This is a genomic window from Streptomyces sp. NPDC059092 (assembly GCF_042756365.1).
Classification (GTDB): Bacteria; Actinomycetota; Actinomycetes; order Streptomycetales; family Streptomycetaceae; genus Streptomyces.
In genome coordinates this window covers 1-16,427 of sequence record NZ_JBHZEJ010000111.1, presented here as the reverse complement: position 1 = coordinate 16,427, position 16,427 = coordinate 1, and the positions used below count along the sequence as shown (strand labels likewise).

Here is a 16,427-nt window from a genome sequence, read left to right as displayed (position 1 = left end):
GCTACGACAAACGAGCCCGCCACTACAAAGCCCTGGTCACCATCGCCTGCCTGCGACTATGGCTCCCCGACTGACATTACGGACACGCCCTAGGGGCTGTGAGTCGGCGGCTCGTCGTATCGCCTACCCCGGAGGCAGTAACTCTCGGTTAGGTGTCGTGTACGACCTGGCTGTGCCTGGTTCTCCTTGGGCGCAGCCGCGGACGAAATCGACCACAGCAGCGAGGCACCAATGACCACGCCCCTGGCAAAACCACCTTCCCTTCCCCCGCTCACCCCGCGTCCGTCCGGCCACCCCGGCTACAGCACGACCCTGGCCCGCGTTGAGCAGTCCGTGTCCGTCGCCCGGCTCGCCGTGTGCAGGTCATTGGAGTGCTGGGGCATCGGCAACGAGACACGTGAGACGGCCGTCACGATCGTGTCGGAGCTGTTCACCAACGCTGTCGTGCACGGCACGGGCACCAGCGCACGTTTGATCATCGAGCGCCCGGCCGATGACCAGGTGTACGTCGCGGTCGTGGACCGGGCCGCTGACCGTCTGCCGACGCTGCGGGCTCCTTCGGACTGGGGGGACGGCGGCCGAGGTCTGATCCTGGTGGACGCGATGGCCGACCGGTGGGGGTACGACCGTCTGGGGTCACCACGCCGCTACTGGGGCAAATGCGTGTGGGCCCAACTCCTCATCAAGGCCGAGCAGTGACCGTCCAGCCCACGGCGGGTTCGCCCCTGCCGGATGTCGCCAGCCTGCGCCCTCGCCAGCAGATGGCGATGGACTGCGCCCTGTGCAACGTTCGCCTGGGCGCCTCCGGCCGCGTCCTGGGCGACATACGCCACGGAGGAAAGCTGTTCCGCCTGTGGGCCTGCGCCCCGGTCTGCACGCCCAGGGCCAGGGGCCCGCAGTGACCCACCCCCACGGCGCTGCCCCTTAGACCGCCCCGGGCGGGGGACGTCCCTGCTCCTCCTTGCCGGCCTCAGCCCGAGGCCGACCAACACACCAGAACCTGACGTATGCCCCACGAAAGGAGCAGGTCTTGACCGTTCCGCTCCCAAAAACCGACGTGGACTGGACCGCGCTGCGGAACTGCGCGGACAGCTCAGGGTCTCGCTGACCCCCACCTGCAATCTGAAGTGCTGGTTCTGCCACAACGAGGGCGACGTGCCGCCGCCGTTCACTCACCTGCACCGGGATGCCAAGCCCCGCGCCCGCGAACTGACTGCCGACGACTACGTGAACGTCCTGCGCGGGCTGCTCGGCGCCGGTCTGAAGCGGGTCTACTTCACCGGCGGCGAGCCGCTGGCCTCCAAGCTGGCGCGACCGGTTCTCACTCAGCTCCCCGTCGACGGCCCGGACGCGTCCTACACGCTGATCACCAACGGGCTGCTGGTGCGCATGCATCAGGACTGGCTCGCCACGACCAGCCTGGACAAGGTGAAGGTCTCCCTGCACTACTTGTCGGACGAGTCCTTCCGGGCCATCGCCCAGACCCGCTCCGGCATCGCGACTGTCCTGGACGGCATCGAGGCCGCTCGCGAGATGTTCGAGCGGGTGGAGCTGAACACACTCATCCAGCGCGAGAATGAGCACGAGCTGCGCGACATCCTCTCCTTCGCCCTGGAGCGCAGGCTGCCGGTGCAGTTCATCGAGCTGGTGGACACCGACTTCAACGCCGAGCGGAAAGCCTCGGCCGTCGGGGCCCGGGGCATCATCGACCACCTGCGCTCCCTGACCGGCGAGGAGGAGACAGAAGTCTCAGGCACCGGCCAGGGGCGGCGGATCTTCCGCATCGACGGGATCGAGATCGACGTCATCCAACGCGAACTGGGCCGCCACCACGTCGGACAGTGCGGCACCTGCCCGGTGAAGGCCAAGTGCGTGGAGGGCTTCTGGGCCCTGCGCATGGACCACGCCGGCGGAATTCAGCCCTGCTTACTGCGGGAGGACTTGCGCATGGACATCCGGCCGCTCCTGGCCGATCCGGAGGCGGTCCCCCCTGCCGTGGCCCAGCACGTAGCCGCCTTCACTGAGGGCACCCTGTGAGCCCTCTGCGCGCCCCGTACACGCCCGGGACAGATGAACGCCAGGGTCCGTTCGTGGTCCTGGAGGGCGTCTCAGGAGTCGGGAAGTCGACGCTCGCCCGCCTGCTGGCCAAGCGGCTCGGCGCCACGGCGATCCACACCCTCACCGATCCGCACACCGGCTGCTCCGACACGGTCAACCGGGAGCTTCGGCCGCTTCCGCAGTTCGCCTTCTACCTCTCCGGCCTCTTGCACGTCTCCGATGCCGTACGACAGCACCTCGGCACGGGGCCGGTGATCGCGGACCGGTACGCCTCCTCGGTCATGGCCTGCCACGCCGCCGTCAACCAGGTGGGCTTGGATCAGGTGCGCGAGCTGATCGCCCCGTTCCTGCCCTATCTCGTGGCGCCGGACGCCACGTTCTACCTCGTCATCTCCGACAGCTCGTTGAGGGAGCGGATGGGCACCAAGACGGACGTGAAGCAGGACGACACCGACCTGTTCGACGTCCCTGGACGCCTTGCCCGGCTCAGGGAGAACTTCCAGTCCGTCGCCGAGACCGATCCGAGCATGGTCACGCTCCCCACCGACGACCGTAGTCCGGATGAGCTGGCCGACATCATCGTCAAGCACCTGGAGGGAAGGCGTGCTTAACCCGATCGACACCGATGCCGTCATCCGTGACGGCCGCGTCGCCGGCGCGTTCCCGGGCGAGATCCACGAGAGCGTGGCCTGGTGGGTCGCCGCCTGCTTCGTCGTGGTCTGCCGGGCCCGGCAGATGGCAGTGGCCCACGACAGCCACCCCGCCACGGACGAGTTCTACCAGCGGTTCTGCCAGGGGGCCATCAACGCCGAGCACTTCGGCTGCCAGGTCTCCAACCTCGGCACGGCCGACGAAGTCCAGCTCCTGCATGCCATGAAGGAACTCGGGGGCGTCCCCGGAGCCCTGCTGACCACGACCGACGGCGGCGGGCGGCAGACCGTCACGATCCGTCTCTACGACGCGGCCTGTCGGCCGGTCACCGAGGACACCTGCCTGGCCAGGCTGCGGGAGATGATCGCCTCCGACCGGGTTCCCATCCCGGTGAACGGCCAGGCCAAGGGCCGCATCACCGAACGCCGCGACCTGGTGGAGACGCTGTGATCGACGCTGCCGAGGTCATCCGAAGCCAGACCAGCATCCTGTTCGTCACCCTGGACTCCCTGCGCCACGACGTCGCACGCGCGGCCCTGCACGCTGGTCAGACCCCGCGCCTGGCGAAGATCCTGCCGGGCGGTGTGTGGGAGGAACGCCGTACCCCCGGCACCTTCACCCTCCCCGCGCACATCGCGTTCTTCTCCGGTTTCCTGCCCAAGCTCCCGCAGCCCGTACAGCCGCCGCGACTGTGGGAGTGCCGCCCGCCCGCGTTCAAGGCCGTCGACGCGGGTACGTTCGTCTTCGACGCGCCGAACCTCCTCACCGGGCTCGCCCAGCACGGATACCGCACCGTGTGTATCGGTGGCGTGACCTACTTCTCACGGGAGACGCCGCTCGGGTCGGTGCTGCCCGACCTGTTCCACGAGGACCACTGGCGGCCCGAGTTCTGCTCCCCCGAGCCCGACTCCACGCGTCACCAGGTCGACCACGCCCTGACCGTCGCCGAGCAGCACGCCAACGGGCAACTGTTCCTGTTCGTCAATGTCTCCGCCACCCACGTCCCCCACGGCCACTACACCGGCAACAGCGTCGACTCCTGGCACTCCCAGGCTGCCGCGCTCGCCTACACGGACGAACACCTCGGCCGCCTGGTCGGCGGACTCACCAGCAAGAAGAGGTGGCTGATCATCATGTGCGCCGATCACGGCGACGCCTTCGGCGAGGACGGCTACCACGGCCGTGGCATTGCTCATCCCACCGTTCTCAACGTGCCGTTCGCCGCCTGGCTGTCAGAGTAGGCGGCTACGCTCCCGGGCCATGACCGACACATCCCAGCGGGGGGCAACGTGCGACGCCTCCGTCATCGTGGCCCGAGACGCGGACGGCGTGGTCGCCGTCCTGACCGCCGAATTCCCCCGGCACGGCGGCGAGTACATGTTCCTGCCCGGAGGGCGCCGGGAGGGTGACGAGACACCGGAGGAATGCGCGCGGCGCGAGCTGCGCGAGGAAGCCGGCGTCACCGCCCAGACCTGGCGGCCCCTCGGCTCGTACGCCATCACCCTGAACTCCACTGCCCGCATCCACCTTTTCCTGGCCGAAGGTCTCACCTGCGGCCCACAGCAGCTCACGCCCAGCGAAGAGAACTTCAAACTCACATGGTGGCCGACGCCTGACGCAATCCGAGCCGCCACCGAGGGACGCTTCCTGCTTCAGGGGGGCCCGCTCGCGCTGCTGCTGGCCCAGCAGGTCACCGCAGCCTGAGGGGAGCGAACCCCTGACGCCGTCCCCCGACCTGAGCACAGAAGGAGGTCAGGCGCGGGGAATGCGCGCGAGCGCCTCGCCGGCCGCAGCCGCCAACCGGGGGTGGTCCCTGGCCGCCGTCAGGACCGGGCGCGCGCGGTTGTCGCCGAGTCGGCCCAGCCCCTCGACACAGGCGAGTGCGACGCGCCAGTGCGGTTCGTCCGGGGCCAGCAGGCGTTGCAGTGTGGTGATCAGCGCCGGTACGGACTCGGGGGCCCGTAGCTCGGTGAGCAGCCGTACGGGGTGCAGCGCGTAGGCCGTACGGAGCCCGTTGGTGGCGAGGGCGGCGGCGGCCCGGGCGGTGCGGGGGTCGCCGAGCCGGGCCAGGGCGTACGAGGCGCAGACGCACCGCTCCGGGTCGCGGTGGTTGAGGAGCAGCACCAGTGCTTCGAAGGCCCGCGCGTCACCGGCGCAGCCGAGCCGGAAGGCGGCGATCTCCAGCGCCCACAGGGGCTGCCCGCGCTCGACGAGCACGCCGGCCAGCGTTTCCCTGTCGTCGGTACGGATCAGCCGCTGGTACGCGAGGGAACCCCCGGACTCGTCCTTCGTCCGGTCGGCGAGCGAGCGGAAGTCCTCGTCCATGGGGGCAAGGATATCGGCACTCACCAGCGGCAACTACGGCCCGACCGGCCACTCTTGGCGGCTGCGGGGGTGCGCGCCGGCCGGGTGACACAGGGCACAGCGCCCCAGCTCTGGCGCGCTCGTTACCGGTGGGTTAACCTCAGATGAGCGGATACTTTCCGCTGCTCGCGAAGGCCTGGTGACGCAGCCGTCGTGAGTGCCTGTCGGCGGTGCTGTCGGTTCAGCACCGCGGTACGGCGTGGCCCCGGAACAGGGCCCGCCGCCTCTCTCCCACGCTTCCTTGTGCCGTGCTTCCGCCGCGTGCCCGCACGCCGGCCCACGCGCCCGCCGCGCTCCGCGCCCGCGCGCCCCTCGGTCAGTCGTCACTCACCCCTGGAGTCCCCTGATGGACATCCCTCTCTCCACCATCGCCGTCGTCGGCCTCGGCACGATGGGAACCGGCATCGCCGAGGTCCTGGCCCGGGCGGGCCGCGAGGTCATCGGCATCGACATCAGCGACGCCGCCGCCCGCCGGGCGGCCCTGTCCCTGGAGGCGTCCACCGCGCGGGCCGTCGCGCGCGGCCGGATCAGCGCGGCGGAGCGGCGGACCGTCCTCGCGCGGTTCCGTACCTTCTCCGACCTGCGCGCCGCAGCCGACGCCGGCCTGGTGATCGAGGTGGTGCCCGAGTCGTACGAGACCAAGCTGGGGGTCCTGCGCGCGCTGGACGGCATCGTCGCGCCCACCGCCGTCCTCGCCACCGGCACCAACGCGCTCTCGGTGACCCGGCTCGCCGCCGAATCGGCCCACCCCGAGCGCGTGCTCGGCCTGCACTTCTTCAATCCGGCCCCGGCGATGAAGCTGGTCGAGGTGGTCTCCTCGGTGCTCACCGCGGACCGGGCCGTCGCCGCCGTCACGGCGCTCGCCCGCGAACTGGGCAAGGAGCCCGTCGCGGTGGGCGACCGGCCCGGCTTCGTCGCGGACGGGCTGCTCTTTGGCTACCTCAACCAGGCCGCCGCGATGTACGAGTGCGCGTACGCCTCCCGGGAGGACATCGACGCGGCCATGCGGCTGGGCTGCGGGCTGCCGATGGGGCCGCTGGCGCTGCTCGACCTGATCGGCATCGACACCGCCCGTACCGTGCTGGACGCGATGTACGCGGCCTCGCAGGACCGGCTGCACGCCCCCGCGCCGGTCCTGCGGCAGCTCAGCGACGCCGGACTGACGGGCCGGAAGTCGGGGCGCGGCTTCTACACGTACGAGGCGCCGGGCAGCGCCGTCGCCATGCCGGACGCGCTCACCCCCTCCCCCGCCGCGGGCGCCGTCCCCGGCCGTCAGGTCGCCTCGGTCGGCGTCGTGGGCTCCGGCACGATGGCGAGCGGGATCGCGGAGGTCTTCGCCGTGGCGGGGTACGACGTGGTGCTCGTCGCCCGGAGCCCGGAGAAGGCCGCGGCGGCCCGGGACCGGATCGCGGCCTCCCTCGCCCGTTCGGTCTCCAGAGGCAGGATCAGCGCCGGGGCCCGGGACGCCGCGCTCGCGCGGATCGTGCCGGCCGGTTCGCCGGACGCGCTCGCCGAGGTGGATCTCGCCGTCGAGGCGGTGGCCGAGGACCTGGAGGTCAAGCGGCGGCTCTTCGCCACGCTGGACAAGGTCTGCCGGCCCGGCGCGGTGCTGGCCACCACGACCTCCTCGCTCCCGGTGGTGGCCTGCGCCCGTGCCACCTCGCGTCCGGAGGATGTCGTCGGCATGCACTTCTTCAACCCCGCCCCGGCGATGAAGCTGGTCGAGGTGGTCCGTACGGTCCTCACCTGCGACGAGGCCCACGCCACCGTCCGCGAGGTGGCGGCCACCGTCCGCAAGCACCCGGTGGAGTGCGGCGACCGGGCCGGTTTCATCGTGAACGCGCTGCTGTTCCCGTATCTGAACAACGCGGTGAAGATGGTCGAGGAGCACTACGCGACGCCCGACGACATCGACGCCGCGATGAAGCTGGGCGGCGGCTATCCGATGGGCCCCTTCGAACTGCTCGACGTGGTCGGCCTCGATGTCTCGCTCGCCATCGAACGCGTCCTGCACCGTGAGTTCCGCGACCCCGGGCTGGCCCCGGCGCCGCTGCTGGAACATCTCGTGGCGGCGGGGTGCCTGGGACGCAAGACGGGACGCGGCTTCCGCGAGTACGGGCGGCGCTGACCCGGGCGCGGGGCGGGGCGGTCCGGAGCCGCCCGGCCCGGGGCGGGGCGGCCCGGAGCTAGGCGCTCGGGATACGGGCGGTCCCGAGCCGGGCGGTCCGGGGCCTCCGGCGCGCTCTCCTGCGCCGATGCAGTACGTTCACCTCATGTCCCAGCCCGCCAAGTCCTCCCGTACGAGCACCCGGTCCGACGCCCCGGAGAGCGCGGCGGGCACCCGTGCCGCCGCCCAGCGGCTGAAGATGCGCCGCGAGCTGGCCGCGGCGGCCATGGAACTGTTCGCGACCAAGGGGTACGAGGCGACGACCGTCGACGAGATCGCCGCCACCGCCGGGGTCGCGCGACGCACCTTCTTCCGGCACTTCCGCTCCAAGGAAGAGGCGATCTTCCCGGACCACGACGACACCCTCGTTCGGGCGGAGGCGGTGCTGAACGCCGCGCCGGCCCACGAGCACCCGCTCGACACGGTCTGCCGGGGCATCAAGGAGGTCATGCGGATGTACGCGGCCTCCCCCGCGGTCTCCGTGGAGCGCTACCGGCTGACCCGCGAGGTGCCCACGCTCCGGGAGCGGGAGATCGCCTCGGTGGCCCGCTACGAGCGGCTGTTCACCCGCTATCTGCTGGGCCATTTCGACGAGCGCGACCACACCGACGGCAATGACGACCCGCTGCTCGCCGAGGTGGCCGCGTCCGCCGTCGTCACCGCGCACAACCATGTGCTGCGCCGCTGGCTGCGGGCCGGCGGCCAGGGCGACGTCGAGGGGCAGCTCGACCACGCCTTCGCGATCGTCCGTGACACCTTCGGCACGGGGATCGGCGCGGGCCGGGCCATGGGCCGGGCGCCGCAGCGGCCGGCCGCGTCGGCCCGCACCAGCGGGGACGTGCTGGTCACGGTGGCGCGGACGGACGCGCCGCTGGACGAGGTCATGCGCGCGATCCAGCGGGCCCTCAAGGACGCGTGATCCCCACCCGCGAGGCCCGCCCGACCCCACCCCGTACCGGCTTCACCCCGCCGGGAAGTGATACGCACCGGCGTCCGGGCGGTAGAGATGGCTCATGTGTGCCACGCGCCTGACAACTGAGACAGAAAAATGGCACCCAGTGCCTTGCCAGGTGTCACAGGGTGCCATACGTTGATGTTGTCCGGCTGTTCCCGCAAGCGATCCCGCTTGTGCGCCCGGACGCCTGCGTCACAGGCACCGCACCTCCGCGCGCCCACCCGGCGCCGTCCCAGCGGCAGATCCACCGCCGCGCCGGCCAGACCCCCGCCAGACCCGCCGAACCGACGGCACACCTCCACCGCAGTCACGCAAGCGACCCCGCATTCGCATCCCAGCTTCGCCGGAGGCACCACCGTGAAGGACATCCTGGACGCGATCCAGTCGCCGGACGCCACGTCCGCCGACTTCGCCGCACTGCCCCTCCCCGGCTCGTACCGCGCGGTGACCGTGCACAAGGACGAGACGGAGATGTTCGCGGGTCTGACCACCCGGGAGAAGGACCCCCGCGCCTCGCTCCACCTCGACGAGGTGCCGGTGCCCGAACTCGGCCCGGGTGAGGCCCTCGTGGCCGTCATGGCCAGTTCCGTGAATTACAACTCCGTCTGGACCTCGATCTTCGAGCCCCTGCCGACCTTCGCGTTCCTGGAGCGGTACGGCAGGCTCAGCGACCTCACCAGGCGGCACGACCTGCCGTACCACGTCATCGGCTCCGACCTGGCGGGCGTCGTGCTGCGTACCGGACCCGGCGTCAACGCCTGGCACCCCGGGGACGAGGTCGTCGCGCACTGCCTCTCCGTCGAGCTGGAGTCGTCCGACGGACACAACGACACGATGCTCGACCCCGAACAGCGGATCTGGGGGTTCGAGACCAACTTCGGCGGTCTTGCGGAGCTGGCGCTGGTGAAGTCCAATCAGCTCATGCCCAAGCCCCAGCATCTGAGCTGGGAGGAGGCGGCGGCGCCCGGACTCGTGAACTCGACCGCGTACCGCCAGCTCGTTTCCCGCAACGGAGCCGGGATGAAGCAGGGGGACAACGTGCTGATCTGGGGCGCGAGCGGAGGACTCGGCTCGTACGCCACACAGTTCGCACTCGCCGGCGGGGCGAACCCGGTCTGTGTCGTGTCCAGCGACCACAAGGCCGAACTCTGCCGGCGGATGGGCGCCGAGGCGATCATCGACAGGACCGCCGGGGAGTACCGGTTCTGGAAGGACGAACACCACCAGGACCCGCGCGAGTGGAAACGGTTCGGCAAGCACATCCGCGAGCTGACCGGCGGCGAGGACGTGGACATCGTCTTCGAACACCCGGGACGCGAGACGTTCGGCGCCAGTGTGTACGTCACCCGCAAGGGGGGCACGGTCGTCACCTGCGCCTCCACCTCCGGCTACACCCATGAGTACGACAACCGCTACCTGTGGATGTCGCTCAAGCGGATCGTCGGCTCCCACTTCGCCAACTACCGCGAGGCGTGGGAGGCCAACCGCCTCGTCGCCAGGGGGAAGATCCACCCGACCCTGTCGAAGGTGTACGCGCTGGAGGACACCGGCCAGGCCGCGTACGACGTCCACAGCAACCGGCACCAGGGCAAGGTCGGCGTGCTGGCGCTGGCCCCGCGCGAGGGGCTGGGTGTGCGCGACGAGGAGCTGCGGGCCCGTCACCTCGACGCCATCAACCGCTTCCGCGACGCACCGGCGGAGCCGGCCGTGCGGCACCGCCGGGACGTCTGACACGCCCCCTGTCCGACACACCCCGCCTGAACGCCCGACCGTCTGAATGTCTGAGGTTCCACATGACCGATCGTCAGAAGGACCGGCCCTGGCTCATGCGGACGTACGCCGGTCACTCGACCGCCGAGGCGTCCAACGAGCTGTACCGGCGCAACCTCGCCAAGGGCCAGACCGGCCTGTCCGTCGCCTTCGACCTGCCGACCCAGACCGGCTACGACCCGGACCACGTCCTCGCCCGCGGCGAGGTCGGCCGGGTCGGGGTGCCGGTCTCCCACCTCGGCGACATGCGCCGGCTCTTCCAGGACATCCCCCTGGAGCGCACCAACACGTCGATGACCATCAACGCCACGGCCATGTGGCTGCTGGCGCTCTACCAGGTGGTCGCGGAGGAGCAGGGCGCGGATCCGGCCGCGCTCCAGGGCACGACGCAGAACGACATCGTCAAGGAGTACCTGTCGCGCGGGACGCACGTCTTCCCGCCGGTGCCCAGTCTGCGGCTGACCACGGACATGATCACGTACACGGTGAACCACCTGCCCCGGTGGAACCCCATCAACATCTGCAGCTACCACCTCCAGGAGGCGGGGGCGACCCCGGTCCAGGAGATCGCGTACGCGATGTCCACCGCGATCGCCGTGCTCGACGCGGTCTTCGCGTCAGGGCGGATCCCCGAGGAGCGCCGGGGGGACGTCGTCGGGCGGATCTCCTTCTTCGTCAACGCGGGCGTGCGCTTCGTCGAGGAGATGTGCAAGATGCGGGCCTTCTCCCGCATCTGGGACGGGATCACCCGGGAGCGGTACGGCATCGAGGACGCCAAACGGCGCCGCTTCCGCTACGGGGTCCAGGTCAACTCCCTGGGGCTGACCGAGGCCCAGCCGGAGAACAACGTGCAGCGCATCGTCCTGGAGATGCTGGCCGTGACGCTCTCCAAGGACGCCCGCGCCCGCGCCGTCCAGCTCCCCGCCTGGAACGAGGCGCTGGGGCTGCCACGGCCCTGGGACCAGCAGTGGTCGCTCCGTATCCAGCAGGTACTGGCGGACGAGAGCGACCTGCTGGAGTACGCGGACCTCTTCGAGGGCTCGCACGTCGTCGAGGCCAAGGTCGCGGAGCTGACCGAGGGGGCGCTGGCGGAGATCGGCCGGATCGAGGAGATGGGCGGCGTGCTGGCGGCCGTCGAGTCCGGCTATCTCAAGTCACGGCTCGTGTCCGCGCACGCGGAGCGCCGGGCGCGGATCGAGTCGGGCGAGGAGCGGATTGTCGGCGTCAACTGTTACGAGTCCACCGAGCCCAGCCCGCTCACCGCCGATCTCGACGCGGCGATCATGACGGTCGACCCGGCGAACGAGGCCCGGGTCGTGGCGGCCCTGGGTGCCTGGCGGGACGCGCGGGACGAGACCCGCGCCACCGACGCGCTGACCGCCCTCAAGAAGGCCGCCGCCTCCACCGCCAATCTGATGGAGGCGACCCTGGAGTGCGCCCGCGCCGGGGTGACGACCGGCGAGTGGTCCTGGGCGCTGCGCGACGTGTTCGGCGAGTTCCGCGCGCCCACGGGTGTGGGCGGGGCGCCGGTCGCGGTGACCGCCGAGCCCGGCACGCCGCTCGCCGCCGTACGGGAGAAGGCGGCCAGGACCGCGACGGAGCTGGGTTCGGGGCGGCTGCGGCTGCTGGTCGGCAAGCCCGGTCTGGACGGGCACTCCAACGGGGCCGAGCAGATCGCCGTACGCGCCAGGGACGCCGGCTTCGAGGTGGTCTACCAGGGCATCAGGCTGACACCCGAGCAGATCGTCGGTGCCGCGCTCGCCGAGGACGTGCACTGTGTGGGCCTGTCGATCCTGTCGGGCTCGCACGCCGCGCTCGTACCCGATGTGCTCGGGCGGCTGCGCGAGGCCGGCGCGGGCGACCTGCCGGTGATCGTCGGCGGGATCATCCCGAACGCCGACGCCGAGGCGCTGCGGGCGGCCGGAGTGGCCGCCGTCTTCACCCCGAAGGACTTCGGGATCACGGAGATCATCGGCCGTATCGTCGACGAGATCAGGACAGCGAACAAACTCGACCCCTTGGAGGTCCCCTCATGACCGCGCCCGCCACCCCCGAGAGCCCCGCCGGGAACCGGCTGCGTCCGCGCCGCTCGTGTCTCGCCGTACCGGGCTCCAACCCGCGTTTCCTGGAGAAGGCCCAGGGGCTCCCGGCCGACCAGGTCTTCCTCGATCTGGAGGACGCGTGCGCGCCGCTCGCCAAGGAGGGCGCCCGGCACACCATCGTCGACGCGCTCAACAAGGGCGACTGGACGGGCAAGACGCGCGTCGTACGGGTCAACGACTGGACGACGCACTGGACGTACCGCGACGTCATCACGGTCGTGGAGGGCGCGGGGCAGAACCTCGACTGTCTGATGCTGCCGAAGGTCCAGGACGCGCAGCAGATCATCGCCCTCGACCTGCTGCTCACCCAGATCGAGAGGACGATGGGGTTCGAGGTCGGCCGGATCGGCATCGAGGCGCAGATCGAGAACGCCAGGGGGCTGGTGAACGTCGACGAGATCGCCGCCGCCTCACCGCGTCTTGAGACGATCGTCTTCGGTCCCGCCGACTTCATGGCCTCGATCAACATGAAGACGCTGGTGGTCGGGGAGCAGCCGCCCGGCTATGGCGCCGACGCCTATCACTACATTCTGATGCGCATCCTGATGGCTGCCCGTACCCATGACCTCCAGGCGATCGACGGTCCGTACCTTCAGATCCGTGATGTGGACGGGTACCGGGAGGTGGCGGGCCGGGCGGCGGCGCTCGGTTACGACGGCAAGTGGGTGCTGCACCCGGGCCAGATCGAGGCGTCCAACGAGATCTTCTCGCCGTCGCAGGAGGACTACGACCACGCCGAGCTGATCCTGGACGCGTACGAGTGGCACACCTCGGCGGCGGGCGGCGCGAAGGGTTCGGCGATGCTCGGCGACGAGATGATCGACGAGGCCAGCCGGAAGATGGCGCTGGTGATCTCGGGCAAGGGCCGGGCCGCGGGGATGCGGCGCACCACCAGCTTCGAAGCGCCGGAGGGCTGAGCGATGCGGTTCGGACGCACCTTCGAGGAGTTCGAGGTCGGCGCGGTCTACAAGCACTGGCCGGGCAAGACGGTCACGGAGTACGACGACCACCTGTTCTGCCTGCTCACCATGAACCACCATCCGCTGCACCTGGACAGCAATTACGCGGAGAACACGACGGACTTCGGGAAGAACGTCGTCGTGGGCAACTACGTCTACTCGCTGCTGCTGGGCATGTCGGTGCCGGACGTGTCGGGCAAGGCCATCGCCAATCTGGAGGTGGAGTCGCTGCGGCACGTGGCGCCGACCTTCCACGGCGACACGCTGTACGGCGAGACGCTGGTGCTGGACAGGACGCCGTCGCGGTCCCGGAGCGACCGGGGCGTCGTGTACGTGGAGACCAAGGGCTACAAGCAGGACGGCACGGTCGTCTGCGTCTTCCGCCGCAAGGTGATGGTCCCGACCGCCGCATACGTGAAGGAACGCGGCGGCGAGCAGCCCGGCCGCCCCGAGCCCCAGGAGAAGTGACGTCATGAGCCGACTCGCCCAGACCGCCGGTCTGACCGAGGTCCAGCGGGAGATCCTGGCCACCGTGCGGGACTTCGTCGACAAGGAGATCCTGCCGGTCGCCACCGAGCTGGAGCACCGCGACGAATACCCCACCCGGATCGTCGAGGGCCTGCGGGAACTCGGCCTGTTCGGGCTGATGATCCCCGAGGAGTACGGCGGTCTCGGCGAGTCGCTGCTCACCTACGCGCTCTGCGTGGAGGAGATCGCCCGGGGGTGGATGTCCGTGTCGGGCATCATCAACACCCACTTCATCGTGGCGTACCTGCTCAAGCAGCACGGCACCCAGGAACAGAAGGACGCGTTCCTGCCCCGGATGGCGGAGGGCGCGGTGCGTGGCGCGTTCTCGATGTCGGAGCCGGGGCTGGGCTCCGACGTCTCCGCGATCACCTCGAAGGGGGTCAGGGACGGGGACGCGTACGTACTGAACGGTCAGAAGATGTGGCTGACCAACGGTGGCACGTCGAGCCTGGTCGCGGTGTTGTGCCGGACGGACGAGGGCCACCCGGAGTCCACGGCTCCGCACCGGTCGATGACCACGTTCCTGGTGGAGAAGGAGCCCGGTTTCGGGGAGGTGCTGCCCGGGCTCACCATCCCCGGGAAGATCGACAAGATGGGGTACAAGGGGGTCGACACCACCGAGCTGATCATGGACGGAGTGCGCATTCCGGCCAATCGGGTCCTCGGCGGGACCACTGGACGAGGGTTTTACCAAATGATGGACGGGGTGGAAGTGGGCCGGGTGAATGTCGCGGCGCGTGGCTGCGGCGTCGCTCAGCGCGCCTTCGAGCTGGGCGTCTCGTATGCCCAGCAGCGTCACACTTTCGGCAGGCCGATCGCCCAGCACCAGGCCATCCAGTTCAAGCTGGCCGAGATGGCTACCAAAGTCGAGGCGGCCCATGCCATGATGGTCAACGCGGCACGCAAAAAGGACTCCGGGGAACGAAACGACCTGGAGGCAGGGATGGCGAAGTACCTCGCCTCCGAGTACTGCAAGGAAGTCGTCGAGGACGCCTTCCGGATCCACGGCGGTTACGGCTTCTCCAAGGAGTACGAGATCGAGCGCCTCTACCGCGAGGCACCGATGCTGCTGATCGGCGAGGGTACCGCCGAGATCCAGAAAATGATCATCGGCCGCCGACTGCTGGAGGAGTACCGATTCCAGGGTTAATTATCGGCTTTGCACCGCTTTGGCGGCGAAGAAAGTCACACCCTGCACTGCTCTGCCGCAGGCTTCAAGCCGCCCGACTCGGGTGCTGGCTTGCTCAGTTGCGGCTTGTAACCAGTACCATCGCTGGAAAGCCGCCGTCCCCCGTTGCCAGCGCGGCATCATCCGCTACGAAGGTCATCCATGCCCCACAGCCAAACCTCTGCACCACGCGGCCGGGTCCGCATCGCTCGCGGAGCATCGCCGTGGCTTCTCCCGACCGTCGCCACCGCGGCGATCGGACTGGCCCGCGCGCGCAGCTCCAAGCGTGCGGCAGTCCTCGCTGTGCCCGCCACCGCGCTCGCGGCGGGCATGCTGTGGTTCTTCAGAGACCCGGAGCGCGAGATCACGCAGGGCCGGGTCATCTCCCCGGCCGACGGTGTGGTGCAGAGCATCATGCCGTGGAAGGACGGCCGTACGCGGGTCGCCATCTTCATGAGCCCGCTGAACGTCCATGTCAACCGCGCTCCCCTCGCGGGAACCGTGACGTCCGTGGAGCACATCCCCGGAGGGTTCGTCCCGGCGTTCAACAAGGAGAGCGAGAACAACGAGCGCGTCGTCTGGCACTTCGACACCGAGCTGGGTGACATCGAGATGGTGCAGATCGCCGGCGCGGTGGCCCGGCGCATCGTCCCGTACCTGCCTCAGGGGACCAAGGTGGAGCAGGGCGAGCGCATCGGCCTGATCCGCTTCGGCTCGCGCGTCGACATCTACCTTCCGGAAGGTGTCGAGGTCGCCGTCGAGGTCGGCCAGACCACGACCGCAGGGGTGACTCGAATTGACCGTGATTGATCCCGACACACAAGCCGGATGGGCCGCCGAGTCGAAGGCCGAGGCAGAGGACGACGCCGAGGACATGCCGCTCTCGCTGCGGCTGTCGATAGCGGACACCCTCACGCTGGGTAACGCCACCTGCGGCTTCATGGCCGTGTACTTCACCACGACCGGCATCCTGATCCCGCACCTCACGGGCAGCGACGAGAGCGGCATGGCGCGGCACTCCGCCGCGACCGCCGTGATCCTGATGCTCGCCGCGGCGATCTTCGACCTGCTCGACGGACTCGTGGCGCGCAAGCTGCGCAGCTCGCCGATGGGCGCGGAGCTGGACAACCTCTCCGACCTGATCAGCTTCGGCCTCGCACCGGCCTATTTCGTACTGGTGTACGGAATGGTCGCGGACGACGCGCATCAACGGGTCTCGGCGCTGGCCGCGGTCGTGGTGCTGCTGGCCGTCGTGCTGCGGCTCGCGAGATTCTCCTGCGTGACGCTGAAGGACGGCATGTTCCAGGGGATGCCGTCCCCGTTCGGCGCGCTGACGGTCGTCTCGATCGTGCTGCTGGAGCTGCCCTTCGTACCGACGACGCTCGCGATCGTCGGTGTGGCGTGGCTGATGGTGAGCCGCGTCGAGTACCCGAAGCCGCAGGGCATCCTCGCGGTGGCCATGCTGAGCTGGATCGTGGCCGCGATGGGGCTGCTGGCGGCGTGGGCGTTCGACGCGCCCGGCGGTCAGCTCCTGCTCCAGACCGGCTGTGCGCTCCAGGTGGTGACGGGCGCGGTGATCCCGCTCTTCGCCACGGCACGGCGGGTGAACACCTTCCGCGGCAACCGCCGCGAGGCACGGGCGGCGCAGCTCCCGTAAGGGTGCGCGGACGGCATACGGAAGGGGCCCGGGCGAACAGCCCGGGCC

The 16,427-nt window shown here is 69.9% G+C and carries 16 protein-coding genes; 15 read left to right on the top strand and 1 reads right to left on the bottom strand.

What is annotated here, in order from left to right; all coding sequences use genetic code 11:
• Window positions 1-231: 231 nt before the first annotated feature.
• From ACFXPL_RS35755 to ACFXPL_RS35730, 6 genes are all read left to right on the top strand, one after another.
• Window positions 232-699 (top strand): ATP-binding protein, encoded by a 468-nt coding sequence (locus ACFXPL_RS35755; RefSeq protein ID WP_384927340.1) that lies wholly within the window; start codon window positions 232-234, stop codon window positions 697-699.
• A gap of 456 nt (window positions 700-1,155) precedes the next feature.
• On the top strand, window positions 1,156-2,037 hold the full coding sequence (locus ACFXPL_RS35750; RefSeq protein ID WP_384927339.1) for a radical SAM protein: 882 nt from the start codon (window positions 1,156-1,158) through the stop codon (window positions 2,035-2,037).
• Window positions 2,034-2,669: a dTMP kinase gene (locus ACFXPL_RS35745; RefSeq protein WP_384927338.1), complete on the top strand. Its 636-nt coding sequence runs from the start codon at window positions 2,034-2,036 to the stop codon at window positions 2,667-2,669. Before ACFXPL_RS35750 ends, ACFXPL_RS35745 begins: the two co-directional genes overlap by 4 nt.
• On the top strand, window positions 2,662-3,159 hold the full coding sequence (locus ACFXPL_RS35740; RefSeq protein ID WP_384927337.1) for a hypothetical protein: 498 nt from the start codon (window positions 2,662-2,664) through the stop codon (window positions 3,157-3,159). The genes ACFXPL_RS35745 and ACFXPL_RS35740 overlap by 8 nt, the downstream gene beginning before the upstream one ends.
• The gene (locus tag ACFXPL_RS35735) at window positions 3,156-3,950 is read left to right on the top strand and encodes an STM4013/SEN3800 family hydrolase (protein ID WP_384927336.1); all 795 of its coding nucleotides are present in this window, start codon (window positions 3,156-3,158) and stop codon (window positions 3,948-3,950) included. The genes ACFXPL_RS35740 and ACFXPL_RS35735 overlap by 4 nt, the downstream gene beginning before the upstream one ends.
• A 19-nt stretch (window positions 3,951-3,969) precedes the next feature.
• A complete protein-coding gene (locus ACFXPL_RS35730; RefSeq protein ID WP_384927335.1) occupies window positions 3,970-4,413 on the top strand; it encodes an NUDIX hydrolase in 444 nt (147 codons plus the stop codon).
• A 48-nt stretch (window positions 4,414-4,461) separates the two neighbouring features.
• Here ACFXPL_RS35730 and ACFXPL_RS35725 read toward each other — a convergent pair whose 3' ends face one another.
• Window positions 4,462-5,034, bottom strand: coding sequence for an adenylosuccinate lyase (locus tag ACFXPL_RS35725; protein ID WP_384927334.1), 573 nt, complete (start codon window positions 5,032-5,034; stop codon window positions 4,462-4,464).
• 385 nt (window positions 5,035-5,419) lie between these two features.
• Here ACFXPL_RS35725 and ACFXPL_RS35720 point away from each other — a divergent pair, with 385 nt between their 5' ends.
• The 9 genes from ACFXPL_RS35720 to pssA all read left to right on the top strand — a co-directional run bounded on the left by ACFXPL_RS35720 (window position 5,420) and on the right by pssA (window position 16,379).
• Window positions 5,420-7,201: a 3-hydroxyacyl-CoA dehydrogenase family protein gene (locus ACFXPL_RS35720; RefSeq protein ID WP_384927333.1), complete on the top strand. Its 1,782-nt coding sequence runs from the start codon at window positions 5,420-5,422 to the stop codon at window positions 7,199-7,201.
• Between the two features lie 145 nt (window positions 7,202-7,346).
• Window positions 7,347-8,159 (top strand): TetR family transcriptional regulator, encoded by an 813-nt coding sequence (locus tag ACFXPL_RS35715; protein ID WP_384927332.1) that lies wholly within the window; start codon window positions 7,347-7,349, stop codon window positions 8,157-8,159.
• Window positions 8,160-8,552: 393 nt separating this feature from the next.
• Entirely contained in the window at window positions 8,553-9,926 is a 1,374-nt protein-coding gene (gene ccrA, locus ACFXPL_RS35710; RefSeq protein ID WP_384927331.1) for a crotonyl-CoA carboxylase/reductase, read from the top strand.
• A gap of 62 nt (window positions 9,927-9,988) precedes the next feature.
• On the top strand, window positions 9,989-12,001 hold the full coding sequence (locus tag ACFXPL_RS35705) for a protein meaA (RefSeq protein WP_384927330.1): 2,013 nt from the start codon (window positions 9,989-9,991) through the stop codon (window positions 11,999-12,001).
• A complete protein-coding gene (locus tag ACFXPL_RS35700) occupies window positions 11,998-12,984 on the top strand; it encodes an HpcH/HpaI aldolase/citrate lyase family protein (RefSeq protein WP_384927329.1) in 987 nt (328 codons plus the stop codon). The genes ACFXPL_RS35705 and ACFXPL_RS35700 overlap by 4 nt, the downstream gene beginning before the upstream one ends.
• A gap of 3 nt (window positions 12,985-12,987) precedes the next feature.
• On the top strand, window positions 12,988-13,494 hold the full coding sequence (locus tag ACFXPL_RS35695) for a MaoC family dehydratase (RefSeq protein ID WP_384927328.1): 507 nt from the start codon (window positions 12,988-12,990) through the stop codon (window positions 13,492-13,494).
• Window positions 13,495-13,498: 4 nt separating this feature from the next.
• Window positions 13,499-14,704: an acyl-CoA dehydrogenase family protein gene (locus tag ACFXPL_RS35690; RefSeq protein ID WP_384927327.1), complete on the top strand. Its 1,206-nt coding sequence runs from the start codon at window positions 13,499-13,501 to the stop codon at window positions 14,702-14,704.
• 180 nt (window positions 14,705-14,884) lie between these two features.
• Window positions 14,885-15,532 carry a phosphatidylserine decarboxylase gene (locus tag ACFXPL_RS35685; protein ID WP_329827884.1) on the top strand — a complete coding sequence of 216 codons (648 nt, stop codon included), beginning with the start codon at window positions 14,885-14,887 and terminating at the stop codon, window positions 15,530-15,532.
• Window positions 15,525-16,379 (top strand): CDP-diacylglycerol--serine O-phosphatidyltransferase, encoded by an 855-nt coding sequence (pssA, locus tag ACFXPL_RS35680; protein ID WP_384927341.1) that lies wholly within the window; start codon window positions 15,525-15,527, stop codon window positions 16,377-16,379. The genes ACFXPL_RS35685 and pssA overlap by 8 nt, the downstream gene beginning before the upstream one ends.
• The last annotated feature ends 48 nt before the right edge of the window (window positions 16,380-16,427 follow it).